At 61.2% G+C, this 19,175-nt stretch carries 17 protein-coding genes; 5 read left to right on the top strand and 12 right to left on the bottom strand.

The genetic code is table 11. The annotated features are described in order from the left end of the window. Positions 1-138: 138 nt before the first annotated feature. From hypF to J2D75_RS06815, 8 genes are all read right to left on the bottom strand, one after another. Entirely contained in the window at positions 139-2,655 is a 2,517-nt protein-coding gene (hypF, locus tag J2D75_RS06785; protein WP_207854023.1) for a carbamoyltransferase HypF, read from the bottom strand. Then, complete coding sequence (locus J2D75_RS06790; protein WP_207854024.1) at positions 2,655-4,130, bottom strand: nickel-dependent hydrogenase large subunit; 1,476 nt, start codon at positions 4,128-4,130, stop codon at positions 2,655-2,657. The genes hypF and J2D75_RS06790 overlap by 1 nt, the downstream gene beginning before the upstream one ends. Before the next feature lie 20 nt (positions 4,131-4,150). Beyond that, positions 4,151-5,149: an NADH-quinone oxidoreductase subunit B family protein gene (locus J2D75_RS06795; RefSeq protein ID WP_207854025.1), complete on the bottom strand. Its 999-nt coding sequence runs from the start codon at positions 5,147-5,149 to the stop codon at positions 4,151-4,153. After that, complete coding sequence (locus J2D75_RS06800; protein WP_207854026.1) at positions 5,146-6,483, bottom strand: ATP-binding protein; 1,338 nt, start codon at positions 6,481-6,483, stop codon at positions 5,146-5,148. Before J2D75_RS06800 ends, J2D75_RS06795 begins: the two co-directional genes overlap by 4 nt. An 83-nt stretch (positions 6,484-6,566) precedes the next feature. Beyond that, positions 6,567-7,598 carry an exopolysaccharide biosynthesis polyprenyl glycosylphosphotransferase gene (locus J2D75_RS06805; protein WP_207854027.1) on the bottom strand — a complete coding sequence of 344 codons (1,032 nt, stop codon included), beginning with the start codon at positions 7,596-7,598 and terminating at the stop codon, positions 6,567-6,569. Beyond that, entirely contained in the window at positions 7,588-7,710 is a 123-nt protein-coding gene (locus J2D75_RS14555) for a hypothetical protein (protein ID WP_265782941.1), read from the bottom strand. The genes J2D75_RS06805 and J2D75_RS14555 overlap by 11 nt, the downstream gene beginning before the upstream one ends. Next, positions 7,703-8,485, bottom strand: a complete 783-nt coding sequence (locus J2D75_RS06810; protein ID WP_207854028.1) for a WecB/TagA/CpsF family glycosyltransferase — start codon at positions 8,483-8,485, stop codon at positions 7,703-7,705. Before J2D75_RS06810 ends, J2D75_RS14555 begins: the two co-directional genes overlap by 8 nt. A 157-nt stretch (positions 8,486-8,642) precedes the next feature. Continuing rightward, a complete protein-coding gene (locus J2D75_RS06815; RefSeq protein ID WP_207854029.1) occupies positions 8,643-9,230 on the bottom strand; it encodes a phosphatase PAP2 family protein in 588 nt (195 codons plus the stop codon). Positions 9,231-9,467: 237 nt separating this feature from the next. Between J2D75_RS06815 and J2D75_RS06820 the strand changes: the two genes are divergently transcribed. Beyond that, complete coding sequence (locus J2D75_RS06820; RefSeq protein WP_207854030.1) at positions 9,468-10,211, top strand: polysaccharide biosynthesis/export family protein; 744 nt, start codon at positions 9,468-9,470, stop codon at positions 10,209-10,211. Positions 10,212-10,213: 2 nt separating this feature from the next. Next, entirely contained in the window at positions 10,214-11,563 is a 1,350-nt protein-coding gene (locus J2D75_RS06825) for a hypothetical protein (protein ID WP_207854031.1), read from the top strand. 21 nt (positions 11,564-11,584) lie between these two features. Here the strand turns inward: J2D75_RS06825 and J2D75_RS06830 are convergent, their stop codons facing one another. From J2D75_RS06830 to J2D75_RS06840, 3 genes are read right to left on the bottom strand one after another with little or no spacing between them, the layout of a single operon-like run. Continuing rightward, complete coding sequence (locus J2D75_RS06830; protein WP_207854032.1) at positions 11,585-12,043, bottom strand: hypothetical protein; 459 nt, start codon at positions 12,041-12,043, stop codon at positions 11,585-11,587. Positions 12,044-12,054: 11 nt separating this feature from the next. Further along, entirely contained in the window at positions 12,055-13,032 is a 978-nt protein-coding gene (locus tag J2D75_RS06835; RefSeq protein ID WP_207854033.1) for a DUF6492 family protein, read from the bottom strand. A 25-nt stretch (positions 13,033-13,057) separates the two neighbouring features. Then, positions 13,058-15,232 (bottom strand): GumC family protein, encoded by a 2,175-nt coding sequence (locus tag J2D75_RS06840; RefSeq protein WP_207854034.1) that lies wholly within the window; start codon positions 15,230-15,232, stop codon positions 13,058-13,060. 310 nt (positions 15,233-15,542) lie between these two features. On the opposite strand from J2D75_RS06840, the gene J2D75_RS06845 reads away from it, so the two are divergent. Genes J2D75_RS06845 through J2D75_RS06855 form a run of 3 tightly spaced genes read left to right on the top strand, consistent with a single transcriptional unit; the run spans position 15,543 to position 18,984 of the window. Further along, on the top strand, positions 15,543-17,195 hold the full coding sequence (locus J2D75_RS06845) for a glycoside hydrolase family 44 protein (protein ID WP_207854035.1): 1,653 nt from the start codon (positions 15,543-15,545) through the stop codon (positions 17,193-17,195). Then, entirely contained in the window at positions 17,192-18,550 is a 1,359-nt protein-coding gene (locus J2D75_RS06850; protein WP_207854036.1) for a lipopolysaccharide biosynthesis protein, read from the top strand. Before J2D75_RS06845 ends, J2D75_RS06850 begins: the two co-directional genes overlap by 4 nt. After that, positions 18,547-18,984, top strand: coding sequence for a hypothetical protein (locus J2D75_RS06855; RefSeq protein ID WP_207854037.1), 438 nt, complete (start codon positions 18,547-18,549; stop codon positions 18,982-18,984). The genes J2D75_RS06850 and J2D75_RS06855 overlap by 4 nt, the downstream gene beginning before the upstream one ends. On the opposite strand, the gene J2D75_RS06860 is transcribed toward J2D75_RS06855, so the two are convergent. Beyond that, positions 18,981-19,130: a hypothetical protein gene (locus J2D75_RS06860; RefSeq protein ID WP_207854038.1), complete on the bottom strand. Its 150-nt coding sequence runs from the start codon at positions 19,128-19,130 to the stop codon at positions 18,981-18,983. The two genes, J2D75_RS06855 and J2D75_RS06860, sit on opposite strands and share 4 nt — an antisense overlap. Positions 19,131-19,175 lie beyond the last annotated feature (45 nt).

A 19,175-nucleotide genomic window follows, 5' to 3' on the forward strand; every position in this document is an offset into this window, starting at 1 on the left:
ATCAAACGCGCACCGCCAGAGGGTGCATCCCGATGATGGAGGAAGCAGAAACCGTGCCATCCGTGGCGATGGATTAAAATGGGCAGGAAAGCCCCTGTTGTGTCCCATAAGGGGGAAAGCGGCTGACCGGCTGGCTGGTCAGCGTGTTTCCATTCTGGCGCGTGCGGCGGTTATCACCGCCTGACCGAGTGCCAGCCCGCCATCGCCGGGGGGCGCAAAGGCGGGCCGCAGCACGCGCAGGCCCACCGCCTCCAGTCGGGCAACGAGTGCGCTTACCAGCAGGTCATTGGCCATTACCCCGCCGCCCAGCACCACGGTACGCAGGAGCGGTTGTGTGAAACCGGGCGGGCAGGGTGCCTGTGGCGGCAGCAGGTTCATGACCAGATCAGTCAGCCCCGCCGCAAGGGCTGCATGAAAACCTGCGGCAAGAGTGCAGGCCGGAACGCCTCGCCCTTTGGCAGCCAGTGCCGCCGCCCAGAGTGGCGCGGGGTCGAGTTCCCACACGCCATCGGGTGTGCAGGCAAGGCCAAAAACCATGCCGGGTACGGGGGCGGGCAGGGTTGCGGCGTGGGGGAGTGTGGTGTTAGCGGCGGTTGGGCTGTCGGTTGGGCTGTCGGGGCGGCGACCGGGATGGCTGTGCGCACGGCCATCTGGTTGTCCGTCTGGTTGCCCGTTTGTCGGTTCGTCCGGCCCGCTGTCGGTCAGGGATTTTGGTAGGGTTTCCCGCAGGGCGGGGGCTTGCCGGGCCAGGGCTTCCAGCCTCATTGCGGCTTCGCCCTCATGGGTCAGGCGTTCGGAGGCGATGTCCAGCAGGGCGGCCATGGCATCGAACAGGCGTCCGGCGGAACTACAGGGTGGGGCGTTTACGCCCTTGCGCATCATCGCGCGCAGGGTGTCTAGAGGGCGGTTATGCAGAGCGGGCAGCAGGCCCAGCGCCAGTGCGTGCGTGGTGGCGTCTGGCCCAAGGGCGGTATCCAGATGGGCCAGCAGCATTCGCCACGGCTCGCGGGCGGCGCGGTCTGCGCCGGGCATGGGGGTGCGGGCCAGCCGCCCGGCGTGGTGGGCGGTGCGGTAGTCGCACAGCAGGGCTTCGCAGCCCCATGCCGTGCCATCTGGCCCCAGCCCCGTGCCGTCGAGCGCCAGCCCGATTACCGGCGCAGTGTCCGCCGCCAGCCCGTGCTCGGCCATGCAGGCGGCAATATGGGCATGGTGGTGCCAGATCGGGTGCAGGGGTAATCCGCGCTGCTGGCTGAGGGCTGTGCCAAGGCGGTGGCTGATGTAATCGGGGTGGGCATCCACCGCGACAAGGGCGGGGGTCAGGCCGAACAGGGTTTGATAGTCCGCCAGCGCCTGCCGGGCGGTGTTTTCCACGCCCTCGGCAGGCAGGTCGCCCAGATGGTGTGACAGAAGGGCCTGCCCGTTCTGTGTCAGGCAGAAAGCGGCTTTCAGGTCTCCCCCCAAGGCCAGCACGGGCGGCAGGGTTTCAAAGCCCGCAGGCAGGGGCAGGCGGCGCGGCGCCAGACCGCGCCCGCGGCGCAGGGTCATGCTCTGGCCTGCTATCATGGCGCACACGCTGTCATCCAGCCGCCGGGCGATGCGGCGGTCATGGTAAAGCCAGCCATCGGCTATGCCTGCGAGGTCGCGCAGGGCGGTTTCGTCTTCTATTGCCTGTGGTGCGCCGCTGCGGTTGCCACTGGTCATGACCAGTGGTTGGCCGACCTGTTCGATCAGCAGGGCATGCAGGGGTGTATAGGCCAGCATGAGGCCAATCCGATCCAGACCGGGGGCAAGGTTTGCGGGCAGGGCCGGGGTTGCGCGTACGGTAACGATGGGGGCCGAGGCCTGCTGTAAAAGGTGCAGTTCCGCCGCATTGGGGGCGGCAAAAGCGCAGGCTGCCGCCGTATCGGCCACCATGACGGCCAGCGGTTTGGTGGGGCGGTGCTTGCGGGCGCGCAGGGTGGCAATGGCCGTGGTATCCGTGGCCAGACAGGCCAGATGGTAGCCCCCTGTTCCCTTGATGGCGAGAATTCCGCCCGCGCGTAGCAGGCTGGCTGCACTATCCAGCGGGTCTTCCCCCGGCGTGGCGGGGCCGGTGTAGCGCAGGCGGGGGCCGCAGGTGGGGCAGGCCACAGGCTCGGCATGAAAGCGGCGGTCGGCCGGGTTTTCATAGTCGGCCCGGCAGGCGGCGCACAGGGTAAACGGGGCCATGGTGGTGTTGGCCCGGTCATACGGAAAGCCGGTTACGATTGAAAAACGTGGACCACAATCCGCACAGCAGGTCAGGGCGTAGCGCCACCGCCGCGATGATGGTGTGCGTATCTCCGTGTGGCAGGCGGGGCAGAGTGCCAGATCAGGCACGATCCCGCTTTGCAGCGCCCCGGCCTCGCTTGTGGCAATGGTGAATGCCCCGGTAAACAGCAGCGCCTCGGGGGTGCGGGTGACGTTTTCCACCCGGGCATGGCGCGGCCCCCGCCGGAGGGCTTCGGCCAGACTATCGCGCTGGGCCTGTGTGCCGGTGGCCAGTATTTCAACATGATCGCCCCGGTTGCGCACTTCTCCCGCTATGCACAGTGCGTGCGCTGTGCGCCACACAAAGGGACGAAACCCAACACCCTGCACGCTGCCGGTTACGGTCATTCGCTCGGTGGCGCGCATTAGTGAACCGTGCAGGCCATGCAGGGGTCGAACGAGCGTACGATATGCTGCACGGAAAGCGGCGTATGCTCGCCGGGTCTGACAGGGGCACCCTCCAGCGCGCGCTCCAGCGGGCCGGGTACGCCAGCCGCATCACGCGGGGAGAAGTTCCATGTTGTCGGAGCGATGATCTGATACCCGGCAATATGCCCGTTTTCCACGCGCAGCCAGTGCCCGAGCGTGCCGCGTGCGGCTTCGGTAAACCCGGTGGACTGGCCATCGGCCAGTGGGCCGTGGGGGGTGTGCCACGGCGCACCCGGCTCAAGGGCGCGCACCCAGCGCTCCATCAGTAGGGGCAGGGTGGCCAGTTCGATCAGGCGTGCCATCACGCGCGAGAAAACGGTGCCACCTTCGCGTGCGACAAGGGCGCGGATCAGGGGTTGCCCCCGCACAAGCTGGCGGGCGATAGCCCCGGTTTCAAACGGCCTTCCGTCCAGACGCGGTGCTTTGCACCATGTATAGGCCGTGCCATCGCGCAGGTGCGGCACTGTGGTGCCTTCGGTGGGGGGGTGTACGCGCTCGTGGTCGCGCAGATGCGCGAAAGCGTGGTCTTCGGTGATGGCCTGCGGGGTAAAGGGCAGTACCGCGCCATCCGCCACGATTCCGGCGGGCCAGAGCGGAGCCGTGCTGTGCGGGTCGCGCCCGCCCGGCCATGCGCCGCAGGTCAGAAACTGGTCGTACGCCCGGCCCAGCGTGGAGAGTTCGAGTGTTTCGGCAATGTCGAGAAACAGCCCGAAATCACTCGTCCCGTCCTGCTGGCGCCAGACGTGCAGGGCCGGGCCGTCTGCCAGCTCCACCACGGTTTCGAGCGAGGCGCCAAACAGGTTGTTTTCAAGATCGGCGCGGACACTGGCCAGTATGCCGCTCAGGCGCTGGCAGGCTTCGGCATCGACCCCGCGTGAAACACCGCCGGGCTGGATGGCGAGCGTATGCGGCCAGTGCCCCGCCAGTATACCCATGACATGCAGCAGCTCCGCACGGGTGCGCAGGGCCGCTGCCACGGCCTGCCCGCGCCCGGCGGCAAAACGGCGTAGTGCCTGCCCGTGCCAGCGGTGGTGGGCGTAGTCCGGGCGGGCAAAATCCGGCATGAAAAACAGGTAGAAATGCGTAATGAGGTCGGCCAGATTTTCCGTGGCCAGAATAATGTTGCTGGCAAGGCGGCCATTGGCGGGCGGATTGATACGCGAGAGCCCCGCCAGCGCGAGAGCCGCCGCGCGAGACTGCGAGACGGAGCAGATGCCGCAGATACGCGGGGCGATAACCAGCGCGTCCATAGGGGCGCGGCCTTCCAGAATACGCTCGATCCCCCGGAACAGCGTTGCGTTCACCCGCGCCTCATGCACGCGGTCTCCTGCAATGTCGAGCAGGACTTCCAGATCGCCTTCAATGCGGTTGAACGGCCCGGCAATGCGGCGTACGGGCGGGGTATCGGACATGCGCTTTCCTGTCTTGCGCCCTAGCGCCGCAGCGGGCGGCTGGTGGGCGGCACGACAATATGATCCTGTGTGGCGTTGCGCGCCAGCCGCTCGGGTGTGGCCGCGCGCGCCAGCGAGGACAGCGCCACATACCATGCCTTGGGCATGTCGGTGGGCAGGCCCACGGGAATGCCCGCAATCTTGGGCGTGGTTTCAAACGGGTGGCCCGGTTCCTCGAACTCGGGGGCTGTGCAGTTGATGCAGGCATAGCCGCCGCGCGTGCATGAGCCGCCGCCATTCCACAGTCGGGTATTGCAGTCTCCATGCGCCTGCGTGCCGATACAGCCCATGTTTTCCATCAGGCATCCAAGGTCGGAGGGGTGGCGGGCGCTGGCCTTGTATTCGTAAAACTCGTTGCGGGTGCAGCCGTGGTGGACAAGGGTATCGGCATAAAAACGCGGGCGACCCAGCGGGTCGAGGTCGGAGGCGCCAAGCTGGCCGCGGGCAAGCAGGGCCAGTGTGCCGGTTACCCAGTCAGGGTGGGTAGGACAGCCCGCGATGTTGATGACCGGCAGGCCCGTGGCATCGCGGAATGACGCCCCCAGAGCGCCGCCGGGGTAGCGGCCGTCATACTGTAGCCCGCAGGCATCGAGAATATTGGGCGATGCGGCGGTTATGCCCCCATAGGCCGCACAACTCCCGACCGCCACCACATGGCGAGCGACACTGGCAAGGGCCTGCACCCATGTCAGCATGGGCTGGCCCGTACCCCCCATGATATGAAACCGCCCCGTGCCTTCGGGGCCGCGCAGCAGCGCGCCTTCCACACACAGGGCATCCAGTGTGATTTCGCCCGCCACGATCGAATCCAGCAGGGCCTGTACATCAGCACCTGACTGTTCGGACAGGCTGGGGTGCCACAGGAACGAGACCCCGGCACCTTGGAGTGCGCTGAGCAGGCCCGGAGATTCCGCGCAGAGCAGCGACATGGTGCAGCCCCCACACCCGCCTGACTGGAGCCAGAGAACCTGAAATGTCATGGCGCGGTCTCCCCCGGTGCGTGCGCGGGCAGGGTTATGGTCATGCACGCACCCTGTTCCGGTATGGAGCGTGCCTGTAGCGTGCCGCCATGTTCATGCACGGTGCGGTAACAGATGGCCAGCCCCAGCCCGGTGCCTTTGCCCACGGGTTTGGTGGTAAAGAACGGATCAAAAATCCGAGGCGCTATGTCTTCGGTAAAACCCGGCCCGTTATCGGCCACTTCCAGAATGACCTGCCCGTTCTGCTGGTGTGCGCTTATGCGTAAATGCGGCTCGGGCGTTGTGTCCATGGCGTCCACCGCGTTTTGCACAAGGTTCATGATCACCTGCTGGAGCTGGCCTGAATGGCCCTCTACTTCCAGTGCTGAGGTAATGTCGAGTGTGGTGGCAATATCGCGCCCACAGGTGGACAGCACCCAGTTGACCGCCTTGCGGGCAATCTGCCCCAGATCGCAGGGGGCATCATGCGCGCGGCGCTCGGAGGAAAAGCGGCGCAGGTCGGCCACAATATCGCGTACGCGCTCGGCTCCTTCGGTAATGCCGGCAAGGCTGCCGTCCAGTTCGTTCAGTACGATGTCTATGTTCTGTTCGCGCCGGATGGTGGCAAGCTGCTCGGGCGTGTGGCCCGCATGCAGGGCGGACAGGTAGGTTTCAATCCGCCGGGTAAAGCGGCGCAGGGTCAGGGCATTGCCGTAAACAAAGGAAATCGGGTTGTTCAGCTCATGGGCAACCCCTGCGACCAGCCGCCCCAGCGAGGCCATTTTTTCGGCCTGAACAAGCTGGGTCTGGGCCTGTTGCAGGCTTTTATGGGCGCGGTCGAGTTCATCATAGGCGCGGCGCAGTTCGCCAAGGGGGCGGGCGGCCAGCACCATGCCCGACACGCGGTGGTGGCTGTCGCGCAGGATGGCGCTGTTGACGGAAAACGGCTGGGCGCCGCTGGGGGTTTTGAGGGTAATGCCCTGATCTTCAAGCCGCTGGCGGTCTGTCAGCCTGCGCGAGAGTGTTTCGATACTGATAGGCGAGTCCGGTGCTATCAGGGCGGAGAGCGGCTGGCCGATCAGGCTTTTGCCACTGGCCAGCGCCTCCTGTGCCGCGCGGTTGCAGCGCACGATACGCAGCGTGGTGTCGCAGGCGATCAGCAGGTCGGACATGGAATCGAACACGCTGGCAATCAGGGCGTGGGCTTCTTCCAGTGCGCTGTTTTTCTGCTCCAGCTCCACCTGCTGGCCGACAAGCTGGCTCCATGTCTCATCCATCTTGTCCATGATGGTGAGCCATGTGGCCCGGTCTTCTTCCATGGGGTGGGTGTGTTCTGGCGTCCTGTCGGGGGTCATGGTTCGTGCCTGCTGGTAACAGCCCCGAGTTTACGGGGCTGTGCTGGTGCGGGCCAGAAAATTCGCAGCGCGGCGTGTCGTGTTCAGAATGCGTTCTCGCGGTTGAACAGCACGATATAGATGCTCCGCAGAATGATTTTGAGGTCCAGCCCCAATGTCCAGTGGTTGATGTAGTACAGGTCGCTGTCGATCCGTTTCTGGGCGGCCGCGCGTGAGGTGATCTCGCCCCGGTAGCCCCGCACCTGCGCCAGCCCTGTCATGCCCGGCCGCACCCGGTGGCGGGCAGAGTAGCAGTCCACCGCCTTTTCATACAGTTCGTCATCCACGCGCATGGCCGTGGCGTGGGCGCGCGGGCCAACCACCGACATTTCGCCGCGCAGGACGTTGAAGAACTGCGGCAGTTCATCAAGGCTGAAATTGCGCAGATAACGGCCAATGCGCGTCACGCGCGGGTCGTTGCGAACGGTTCTGTCCGCGCCGGTGGCATCGCCTTTTTCCACGTACATGGTGCGGAACTTCAGCACCTTGATAACCTTGTCGTTAAATCCGTAGCGGTTCTGTACGAAAAAAATCGGCCCACGGCTGTCGAGTTTGATCAGCAGGGCGATGAGCAGATAGAGCGGTGAGAGGGCGATGATGAAAAACAGCGCCAGAATTTTGTCTTCCGCCCATTTGACCCAGTAGCGCCCACCCGAGAGCAATACCTTGCTGATGGGGATCAGGCACAGGCCCAGATCATCATCCTGAAGGATACCGCTGGAAAAACCGGGCGGAAAAATATCGGCCGCCAGATAGATGTCCACCGGCAGCACGATAACCTTGTGCAGGATGTCGCGCAGTCTTTCGCGGCGGGCATCGAATATGGCGATAACAATCATGTCCGGCAGGTCTTGCCGGCACAGGGTTATCATGTCGTCCACCGAACCCAGAATGGGTACGCAGTGCTCCATGTTCTGATTTTTGAGCCGCCGCCAGCGATCGTCAAAAATGCCGATCACCTCGTAACGGTCAGGCATCTGTAGCAGCTTGCTGGCTACGAGATCCCCATCAGGTGCGCCCCCCAGAACGATAACCTTACGTCTGTGGCCATATCTTTTTTTATGATTAAATGGCACCAGAAGATCCTTTCCGTCTGGTCGGGTTCGTCAGAACCCGGTGCAGTGGAGAGAGGGGTAGCGCCAGATGGAAGCAGGCTTCCTTCAGGCCGGGAGCGAGTGTGTCAGCCATGATGCAGGAGGTCCTTGAAAACCGCCAGCATGAAGCCGACCGCCGAGCAGGCGTAACGTCCGACCATACGCCGTGGCTCCAATATAATACGCCACAGCCATTCAATATTGAAATATTCGACCAGACGGGGGGGCTTGGGCACGCAGCCAAGGGCGATCAGCAGACCCTGACCAATGCACAGCGCCCAGCAGGGGGGCAGGCTTGCGCGGTACTGATCGACAAAAATTTCGCTGCGGGGTGCGCCCACGCCCATGAGCAGCAACGTTGTGCCATGTCGGGCGATCTGCTCCGCCAGAGCCTGCATTTCGGCCGGGCGCTTGTCAAAACCCATGGCGGGCACGGCACAGTCAAGCTGCTCTGCCAGCCCGTGCCGGGCGGCCCAATCGCGGGCGATGTCTACGGTTCGGGCGCTATCCAGCACCATGAAGATACGGTGGTGGGTCAGGCGTGCAGGCTGGGCCACCAGTTCCGCCACGATCCCCCGGCCTGTTACGCGCCCGTGTGTGGGCTTGCCGCGCCATTTTGCGTAGTAATACAGGGGAAAGCCATCGCAGGTCAGCAAGGCCGCGTGCTGGCAGGCCTGCCGCAGCGCCGGGTTGTGGCGCATAAGGCTGATATGCTGGATGTTGGGGGTGATGATCTGCCCCACACCCTGTGCCGGGGTGCGCAGGGTCGATGCCACTTCGGTTGCGATGTCCTGTTCCGATAGCGTGGAAAACTCCAGCCCGAACAGCGTGAACGTCTGCGGGCTGCGCTCAGCGGTGGGCTGTGGCATGTGTCGTTCTTATCAGGTGTGTGTGCGCGGCATAAAACACAGGAACGCATCCGTTACCGAGGGGTAGTGTCCCACGTTTGGCATATCCTTGAACGAAATGATATTTCCTCTTGCAAGAATTCTGCCGTGCATAAAAAAATTCATTCATTTCTGTCCGTTACCAGATGAGCGCATGGCGTGCCCAATGGTAGGAATTGTAGAACAGGCTTTGCAGCAGGAATTCGCCACGGAAGATATAACCGTGGAAAAGCAGCGCCACACAGGCGGGAACCAGCATGATATAGCGCGTGGCCTTGGCAGGCATGGGAAGCAGCGAGCGCGCCAGCCACAAGGCGCCCACAGTGCCGAGCAGGGTACCCCACAGGACTTCCGCCTGAGTGTGGGCATGGAGCCGCAGGCGCGTATAGCCAATGACCGCGGCGATCAAGAGTGGGGGTAGCAAGGCCCGGCCCCACTGCCATTGTGTCTGGCGCGAATGCAGCACCAGAGTAAGCAGGGCGCCATAAACCGCGGTGCTGGCGGTAACGTGCCCGCTGATGCTGAAAGGGCGCTGCGTAAAGCCGAAGAACTGGCCCCAGTACAACCCCAGTATCTTGATCAGCACCAGACAGCCCAGAATGGCGACAACACCGGTGCACCAGATTCGCCAGCCCCGCTGCCAGCCCATGACATAGAACAGGATGGTTACGCACAGGGACAGTGGAAGGATGACGGCCTCATCCGCGAAATCGGTCATAAATTCCATGAATGATCCCAGATAAACCGATAGGCGTCAGGCCAGAGGCCGGTCAGACGCAGGGGGCGAGGCCGCGTGAACCTGTTTTTTTTGAGCTGTTGCGGTATATTGGCTTGAGTTTGGCTTGATAAGCCCATAAAGGCAAATAGTATAGCCAGTTACGGCCCGTTATTGCCCCCATGGGCAGCGAGACGTGCCGCATTGCAGTGTGATTTCGACTGGAATGGATTCGGGAGCACTGCCGTCTTGCACCGCGCCTACATGATACTCTCACGCATTCTGCGCCGCCTGCCCCTGTTGGCGCTTGTTGTCTGTGCCGCCTGTACGGGCAAATGGGTCTCGCCTCAGGCCGCGAAGGTGAGCACCATCGCCGCATGGGTGGATACCCCCAAGACCCCCTATAAGATCGAACCGGGAGACGATGTCTCGGTTGTCATGCCGTTTAACCCGGAACTGAACTACGAGGCCGTGGTAGACCCGAAAGGCGGGCTGACCCTGCCGCTGGTCGGCACAATTCAGGCCGGGGGGCAGACGGTTGATCAGGCCGGGCGCGATATAAATCACATGCTGGCGGTCAAAGGCATTACGGAAGATGCCTATGCCTCGGTTAGTATCCGCACCTATGCCGGACGCATTTATGTGGGCGGGCAGGTCAAGAAACCCGGTGCGGTTCCCATGCAGAGCGATATGGATGTGCTTCAGGCCATTACCGCTGCGGGCGGGATGATGGACACCGCCCGCTCGGGGCAGGTGGTGGTCATCCGCCGCAGCCCCGATGGCAGGCCTATGCTGCGTGCGGTCAACCTGACGGCGCTGATCCGCAAGGCCGATCCGCAGGAATCCATAGCGCTTCAGCCCTCGGATACCATTTTCGTGCCTGAAGCCACTGCGGTCGAGGCCGACCAGTGGGTGGATCGTTACATTACCCGGCTTGTGCCGTTCAACCAGAGCATCAATTACAATGTCGGCTCAGGAGGTTTTTTCCGTTAGTCATGACCGAGCACCATGACGCCTTGGCATCGTCTTCCCGCGCGGATACTCTGACTGTCTCCTCCGCCGGTTTTTTTTCCGATGCGCCAGTACGCTTGAAAGTCATAATTGCCCTGCTGGCTGCGCTGCCTATTTTTGGTGAAACATTCCACTATATGACAAGCATCCGCCCGTTATGGATGCTGTCCAAGGCGTTTCCCATCCTGTCTTTACCGCTGGTGCTCGGGCTTACGTCCTATGCGCGCTTTCCCATGACACGGCAGGTGCTGCTCAGCTTCGCGTGGCTGGTGCTTTCGCCCAGCATCGCGTCGATCTTCTATTTTCAGGAAGGGTTTTTCACAGGGGTTGCGGCACAGGTCAAACTGCTGCCTGTGCTCTACTTCTTTTCCTTTCTGGCGCTGTTGCAGATCCTGCGGCCAACGCTCAAGGAAATCAGGCAGAGCTTCCTGCTTTTGGGCCTGATAACGGTCGGCATCCTGATTGGGCTCTGGCTGGTTGTTCCGGCAAGCTGGTATAAAGGCCATTATGTTGTCGGCACAGCGCCTCTGTTCAGCGACGATGCCCGTGGGCATCGCATCCGTATGCAGATGTATTTTCCCATTATCGCTCTATTCTTTTTCTACCGCCGAGCAGTTTTTGAAAAGAGCTTGACTTGTCTGGCCGGGGCGATGATTGCCTTTGCCGTCATTCTGCTGATCGTACGAACCCGCGCTATGGTGGTGGGGGTTACGGTTGTTTGTGTGCTCAACAGTATCCTGTGGGCGCGCCCGCTGCTGCGGGTGGTGCTTGCACTCAGCGCACCCTTTGCCTTTGTGGCCATGTTTTCGACCGGGTATCTCGCGAGCACCTTCAATACCAGCCGCAGCACGGGCTTTGATGTGCGCTATATTACGGCTGAAAAAGCGAGCAATTTTCTGGGCGATTCCCCAATGCGCTGGATTTTTGGCGTAGGCACCCTCAGCCCGACCAGCAAGGATACGCTGATCGCCTATTTCCATCATTTCTTTTTTCTGGCCGATATTACGTGGCTTGGTATCGTTTTCGAATACGGTCTGATTGGCGCCGCGATTTTTGTGCTGTTTGAACTGCGTGGCATTATTTTCCATGCCCGCCTGCGCCAGCATGTGGAAGACGATTTCCTGAATGGCCTGTCAGATTATCTGATCTATGTGCTGGTGATTTCGTTCTTTTATCCGCCCACCCTTACGCCGGGGGAAAGCGCCATTATTCTGGCGATTTTCGCCTATGTATGGCGTTCTGGCGGGTTCGACCGGCCCGTGGCGCTGGTTTATGACCGCAGCCGTTCGCGCTCGCCCCGGCCTGCGCGTAAACCGCCGGACGCAGCTCTGTAAAAAACGGCAGCACGCGGAGTCTTATTCGAGTGTCGGGTTATGCCGTTGCTCACACATGCTGCTCAGCTTGTTGCACAGGGCTTTGTCGCCATGCGGCCCGCAAACGCTGAGTGTCTGAGTTTTTGAGACATTCAGCGTGTTGTGCAGCCTGTTCTGAGGGTCCAGAATATGGGGCGGCTTGGTGGCGAAAGGGTCGCAGGCGGAATAAATGCCGTGGCTTTCGTAATAGATATGGAAATGGCTCATGTCGGTATAGCTGTTCCCCCACCCGAAGGAGGAATAGTCGTTCCAGACTGAGGTCGGCTCATACATATCGCAGTTAATACAGCCCAGAAAATCGCGAAAAAGAGGGCCTGCGTAAATATTGAGTTTCTGCCGTGTAATGGCTTCCTGCGCCCGTGTTGCTACAGGTGTGGCAACGGGGGCCAGAACGAGGGCTGCCAAAGCAAGCCCTGATAGCTTGTGTTGCAATGGGCGCATGTTCGCGCGGCCTAGCGTTTGAAAAAATCGCGGGCGTATTTGAGCAGACGCCGCGTGACGGCGGAGTAGATCTCCGCAATACGGAGCAGGATCGCCCTGTCACGCTTGTAAGGCTGTATCGTAATCGGGAAATAGGGGGCGAGCTTTTCTTTCACCTGTTGGGGCGAAATCAGGGTGTTGCTTTGTATGACGGCAAAAAGCCCATCGCTTTCGATCATGAAATGCTTGTGTGCATCCCATCCGTCCATCATATCGGCAAACCACACGCTCTGGGCTGCGTGCAGGGTGCGCTGGCCGGGGCGTGCTCGGGTATGATAGCGATCAAGCAGGTTCTTATGCTCGGCGTTGAGCCAGTAGAGCGTATATTCCGTCCAGTCGAGCGTGTAGTTTTGCAGCAAAACCCGCCGCCAGTCGTCGATCTGATATTTTTCCTCAAGGCTTTTTTGCAGGTCCAGACACAGCGTGCGTGACAGGATTGTGGGGGTCCACCACAGGGCATCGCGCTCGATATGGGGGGGTACGCCCAAAATCTGGCCAGAGGCGAGCCAGTAGCGTTCCTCATCCACGCGGGGGCGGTAATGGGTCAGGGCCTTGCCGTCGATAATCAGCGAATCAACATTAAAGGGGTGTGTCGCAAAGCAGTCCGGGTCGAAAATCAGGAAGTATTCCGTATCGATCAGGGCTGGGGCGTAGAGTTTGATAATCTGCTGGCGGTGCCAGCCCCTGATCTGATGCCGCTGTGAAAAGTCTTTGAAAATGGCAAAATGTTCAGATTCGTCTACGATTTCTATCGGAAAATCAGACCATGCTTTGGCATAGCCCCGTACAGATTCGACCTCATCATGGGGGACAATCAGCACAAAGCGTTCAAAGGTTTCGGGCGTGGTGAAATGACGCAGGGATGAAAACAGAATATCGCACCGGCCGATATTGTCCGCGTAATGGCGGCCGCGTGTTTTGATAGGCAGGATCGCGCTTATTTTTGTCATGTACCTGAAGTTCCCTACGATATCTTCACAGGAAGCGGTAGATAATGGCAGGAATGTAGCTTTTGCGGTGTGTCAGCACGACCCCGACAATCCAGCCACCGGCTTCCTGTATCTGTTCCTTCAGGCCCAGCACTACTGGCTTGCGTGTCTTTTCTGCCCGCACAGCCAGAATGGTGGCATCGGCAAGGCGGGCGTTTTCCACCCCGATAAAAGAACGGCTGACCGGCGGCGCATGCACGACCACATAATCATGCCGGGCGCGCAGGGTGTCAAACAGGGAGACCGTTTCATGGGGGGTAAGGGTCAGCGTGCCTTCGCGCGGGCGGGCCACCAGAATATCGTGCCCGGCTACGGGCAGGAATTCGAGGAGCTTCAGTGTATCTTCTTCCGGCGCGGCGGTATCCGAGCGGCTTTCGCCCTCACCGAAAGGCCACGCCAGTTCGCCGTTCTGGTCCGGTGCGCCGTAAAGGGGCGGGGCATCGGGTAGGGAGGCCATGTCCAGAACCAGAATGGGGCGCGATGAGCGGCGCTCAAGTTCCGATGCCAGCCCCTGCACGATTTCCAGCAGCCCTTCGCTATCATTGAAAGAGATCATCATCACCAGTTTGGTCAGGGCATCGGAACTGGTGTCGATAGCGGTAATGGTGCGCCCGTACAGGATGCGTGACGGGTAGGAGGGTGGGAGCGCTGGGGCGCCTCCCGCGCCTGTCTTCGGCTTGGCCCGCCTGAACCAGCGTTTGCGGATTTTGGTGCGCGGGGTAACGGGCGCGCTGAGCACGGGCAGCCCGATAACACGCTCGACCTGTTCAGGGCTGAGAAAGGTCTCGCGCAGGCTGACCAGAATGAGGATGGTGAGCGCAGGCAGGACGATGCCTGCAGCAATGCTCGCACCGATAAACATGTTCAGCGGGTTGATGGGCTGCGAGGGCGGGAAAGGCGCCTGAATAACGCGCACGTTGGTGCTGCTGGCGGAATCGGCCTGAATACGGTCTATGCTCGCCAGCTCGACCTGACGCGAAAGGCTGCGCAGGCTTTCGGTCAGGATATTGCGGTCGGTCTGCATCTGGCTGAGTTCGTTGGCAGCCCCGATCAGGGATTGCAGGCCGGCATCGGCTGTCTTGATCTGGTCTTCCAGCTCCTTCTGCCGGGCGATCTCGCCTTTGATGTTGGAGCTGACAACAGAAAGCCTGTCCTGCACCGTATCGTAATAGGCGTTGTGGCCGTAGCGCTCAACGCCGATAAGCTTTTCTTTCTGCTGCGTTATGGAAACGCGTAGCGCCTTGATCTGGCGGTCGATCTGCTTGACGAAGGGCGAGCCCGGCATATAGCGCGAGGCCAGATCCGCCCGGCGGGCCTCAAGCTGGAGTTGCGAGAGCTGCATGGTGTCGAGCGTGCGTGCGGCTTCGCCGTTGTCGCTGTACAGCAGGATGGTTGCAGGAACATCCTTGGCCGAGACGAGGAGCGATGCGAGAGTGCTGCGGTCCTGCGCCAGAACGCCGTTGTTTTCGAGCTTACGCTGGCGGATCAGGCCTTGCAGCGCCACGGCATGGGCAATCTGGTCTTCAATGCTGACAATGCCGTATTTGGTCTGGAACGCGACCATGTTGGCGTTGAGCTTGTCCAGCTGGGTGCGCACCAGATCGCGCCGTGCGGCCAGAGAGGAAACCCGCCCGGAGGTGAAAATGGCCGCACGTTCGAGAAAATACTCAGCCAGAATGCGGTTGAGCATGTCCGCCGCGTGCTTGGGGTTTGTGTCAGTATAAAAAAGGCTGATCGTGCTCGCCAGATCATCCTGCTGGAGACGGAAATGCTTCTCGAAGGACTGTAGCGCGTCATCGATCTGCTTGCGGCTGGCATCGGGGCCGAGCATGGTCTTGAGCACCGCGCGGTGCAGTTCCGAACTGTTGAGAATCTGCGCTTCAATGCTGACAAGCTGGCCTTCGACCGGCTGTGCCGCAGGGCCGTCATTCACGCTGGACTGGTTGTAATAGCCAGCCAGCAGCGTAAGCAGCCGCGCTTCCGCCCGGTAGGCGGGTTTTTGCATCAGCCCGATGATAACCCCGACCGCAACCGTCCAGACAAAGACCATAAGGGCGATCTTGCGGTAGAAAAATAGGGTATTGAGGTAATCACGGGTTGTAATATGGGTATAGACAACGCCTTCTTTGCGGGCCGGTCGTGCTCTGGTGGAAATAACCATTGTTCCTGATTCTAGACCCCTGGAGTGCATAGGTAGCCCGGACACTACGAAAGCCAGAGTTGTGCCGTTCTCGGGAAGGATATACCACCCGCTACCTTTGTATCAGCGGGGTCTGCCACACTCAATAACGTATAACCATGTTAAAATAAAAGAGTTCTGTTACACTCCCCCAAGGCTGCGGCGTAAAAATGCGGGCTGGAATGTATCATGGTTCTGACATGCTTGTGTGTGCAAAGGTATGATAGCGTCACATCATTGAAAAAAGGTTTCAGGCAGGGCTTTGCGGAACATGGTGTTGAAGGACTTCAGGATGTCGGTCGCCCGGTATGGTCTGGCAGGTAGCATTGCCTGCGGGCTGGTCGCTCCCTGTGGCGTGGGTCATGCACAGACCGCTCCCGCGTCTGTTGAGGAAATCACGGTGGATGGGGCTACCCGGCACCCGATCAGCCCGCTGGTCTATGGGGTGAATTTCGCTTCGACCGAAACCCTCAAGGATCTGCGCGTACCCATCAACCGCTCGGGGGGGGACAGTGCTTCCACCTATAACTGGCGGGTTGATGCACGCAACGCGGGCAAGGACTGGTATTACGAGAGCGTGGCCTGCGACCCCAAGGTCAGTCACGACCAGTTTGGCCCGCATTTTATCAGCATGACCCGCAAGGGCGGGGCCACCCCCATGCCCAGCCTGTCCATGCTGGGCTGGCAGGCAAAGCTTGCCCCCGACCGCTCGCGCCTGGCCTCGTTCGCCATTACCAAATATGGCCCCCAGCAGGATAATGATGCCGATGGCCTGTTCGATGCAGGCAATGGCTACAAGCCCGATGGCACGCCCATAACCGATAACGACCCCCATGACGCCCAGACCCCGAGCGACGTGCAGAGCGAGCAGGACAGGCTGCGCCATGTGCTCAAGGAGTTCGGGTCTGGTGCGCTGCCTTATGTCATTCTCGATAACGAGCCCAGCCTGTGGCAGCTTATCCACCGCGATGTACACCCCGTTGGGGCGCATGCGGATGAAATCGCCAAGAAAGTTATCGACTATTCAGCGGCGGTCAAAGCCGTCAGCCCCACGACCAAGGTTGTTGCTCCGGAAGAATGGGGCTGGCAGGGCTACCATTACAGCGGTTTTGACCAGCAATACGCGATCAAGAACGGGCTGGATCACGCCCCCGACCGCGAGAACATAACCGGCGGCATGGACTATGTGCCGTGGTTGCTGACGCAATGGAAGGCGGCCGGGCACCCGGTGGATGTGTTCAGCCTGCATTTCTATCCGCAGGAGGGCGAGTATTCGGACTCAGATAAGCCCGAGGTGCAGCTTGCCCGTAACCGCTCCACCCGCGACCTGTGGGACCCCACTTACAAAGACCCGTCATGGATCAACAGCGTGGTGGCGCTGGTGCCGCTGATGCGCCAGTGGGTGGACCAGTATTACTATCCCGGCACGCCTATCGCCCTGACCGAGTATAGCTGGGGCGGCGACAAACAGATGAACGGCGCCACAGCGCAGGCGGATGTACTGGGTATTCTGGGGCGCGAAGGCATGGATATCGCCACGCACTGGGGTGATCTGGACCCGGATATGCCTGTGTACAAGGCGATCAAGCTCTATCGTAATTACGACAGCCACGGCGGAGCCTTTGGCGATGTCAGCCTGCTGACGCATGCCCCGAACCCCGATGAGGTCTCAGCCTTCGCGGCCCAGCGGAGTAAGGATGACGCAACCACCGTGGTCGTGATCAACAAACGGCTGGATGCCCCGGCCACCGCCAAAATCAGTCTGGCGAACCTGCCCGACCATGGGCGGGTTGAATCCTGGCTGCTGGCCGATAATACCCTGACCCGTAAGCCCGATACCCAATACAGCAAGGGTGTGCTCGACGTGACGCTGCCACAGCAGAGTGTGCTTATGCTTGTCCTGCGCCGCAACAGCAGCAAGAAGGCTGGCGGCAAGCGATCATGAGTGCGCCTGCCCCTGCCTCTGGCACACATGGCTCGATCGTGCGGGGTGCGCTGTCCAGTCTGGGGGCGCGCCTGCTCGACCTGCCCAGCCGCTACGGGTTGCACCTGCTGGTGGCGGCCAGTCTCGGGGTTGTGCAGAGCGGGCGGTTTTATATCGTCTTCAGCCTTGTCAGCATGCTTGCCGGGTTCGGGCGGTTGGGCGTGGATCGTGCCCTGACCCGCCAGCTCGCTGTGGACATGGCTTCGGAGCGTAACGGGGCGCTGCGGGCCGATACCCACCGGGCCGGGTGGATCGTGCTGCTGGTTTCGCTGGTGGTGTCCGTCCTGCTGGCGCTCAGCGCCGTGCCCCTGACCGATTTCGTTATGCGTAAGCCCGACCTTGCCCTGCCGCTCATGGTGGGGGTGTTGTCCATTATTCCGCAAAATCTCAGCACCGTGGCGGCGGGTGCGTTGGCGGGGCTGCACCATGTGGGGCGTAGCCAGATGGTGTATTCATGGCTGTTGCCCACCATTTTCTGCGTTGCAGCGTTACCGCTGGTTTATTGGGGGGTGTTTACAGTCCTCCATGCCATGCTGTTGATGGCGTTCAGTTTTGTCATAACGGCCGCGGTCGGGTTTGTTCTGCTCCACCGCGCCCTGTCGCCTTATGCGCGGCGCGAGGAGCCACGGCCCGAAAAGCCACATTTTTTGAGGCGCGGTCTGTCGTTTTTCACGCTTGAGCTGACACAGCTCATGATCGCGGCGGTACCGGCCATTGCGCTGGGCATTGCCTCCTCTCCTCAGCAGACCGGGCTGTTTGCACTGGCGTGGCGTGTCGCGCTGATCAACCTGATGGTTATCAACGGCATTACGGGCATGGCCGCGCCGAGATTCGCGGCCTTTCATGCGCGTGGGGACCAGCATAGCCTGAACCGTAGCGCTGCGCAGGCGATCGGGCTGGTGCTGTGCATGGTGCTGCCCGTAACAGGCTGCATGCTGCTTTTTCCCGAGTATCTGCTGGCGGTGTTTGGCCCGGGCTACAGTCAGGGTGCCTCCACCTTGCGTATTCTGGCGCTTGGCCAGCTTGTATCGGCCTGTTTTGCCGGGATGCCCGATCTGCTGGGCATGACGGGCCATATGACGGCCTTGCGGCGGATCAATTTTTTCTCGCTTGGCGTGCTGCTGGTAGGGCTGCTGGTGCTGGTGCCAACAGGCGGTAGCGTGGGGGCGGCCATTGCCACATCGCTTGCCATAGCGGTGAACGCCGTCGCCGCCGCATGGATGGCGCATCGTCTTCTGGGGCTGTTTGCCTTGCGGACTGTCTGGCACTGGCTGGGGGCTCACCTGCGTTCGGTCTGGCGGGGGAGGAGTGCATGAAACTGATCGCTCTCGGAGGGCTGGTGGGTTTTATGGTGCTTTGCGGCCTGAGCGGTGGCGCCCCGCGCGCGCAGGGGCTGCCGCCGCGCTATGACACGAATGGACTGTGTTTTCGCACCGCCAATTCGATCGATGGTTTTTCCCCTGATTCCGTAACAAGCTGTCTGGCGACCCAGAGTAACGCGTACAACCGGGTCAGGCGGGCGTGGGATAGTATTCTCCCCGCTCTGTCTGATGACTGCGATGCCCAGACCCGTGCGACCGGCAAGCAGGATTATGTTGCGCTGGAAAACTGCCTCAAGGTGCAGATAAGCCAGAACGCCCCCCCACCCCTTGTGCCGCTGACCAAGCGGCGTAGCCCTGCACAGGATGACCCCGGCAAGGATGATTTCGGCACGGGTGACACCAGCAAGGATGATATGGGGCAGCACTAGGCGGCCTGCCGCTCCGGCTTGCGCACTGGTTTGCGCACTGGCTCTGTGGGTTTGCCCGGTGGGTCTTTTCCCGTGGGGCTGGTGGTTGTTCCGGGGTGGCGGTGGCTGTTCAGGCTTGTGTCAGCTTCCTTTGTTAAAAAATACATGATCCGGGCTTGCCGGTGTGGTTTGGCCTGTCAGGCGGCGCGGGG

The organism is Acetobacter suratthaniensis (assembly GCF_017377745.1).
Taxonomy (GTDB): domain Bacteria; phylum Pseudomonadota; class Alphaproteobacteria; order Acetobacterales; family Acetobacteraceae; genus Acetobacter; species Acetobacter suratthaniensis.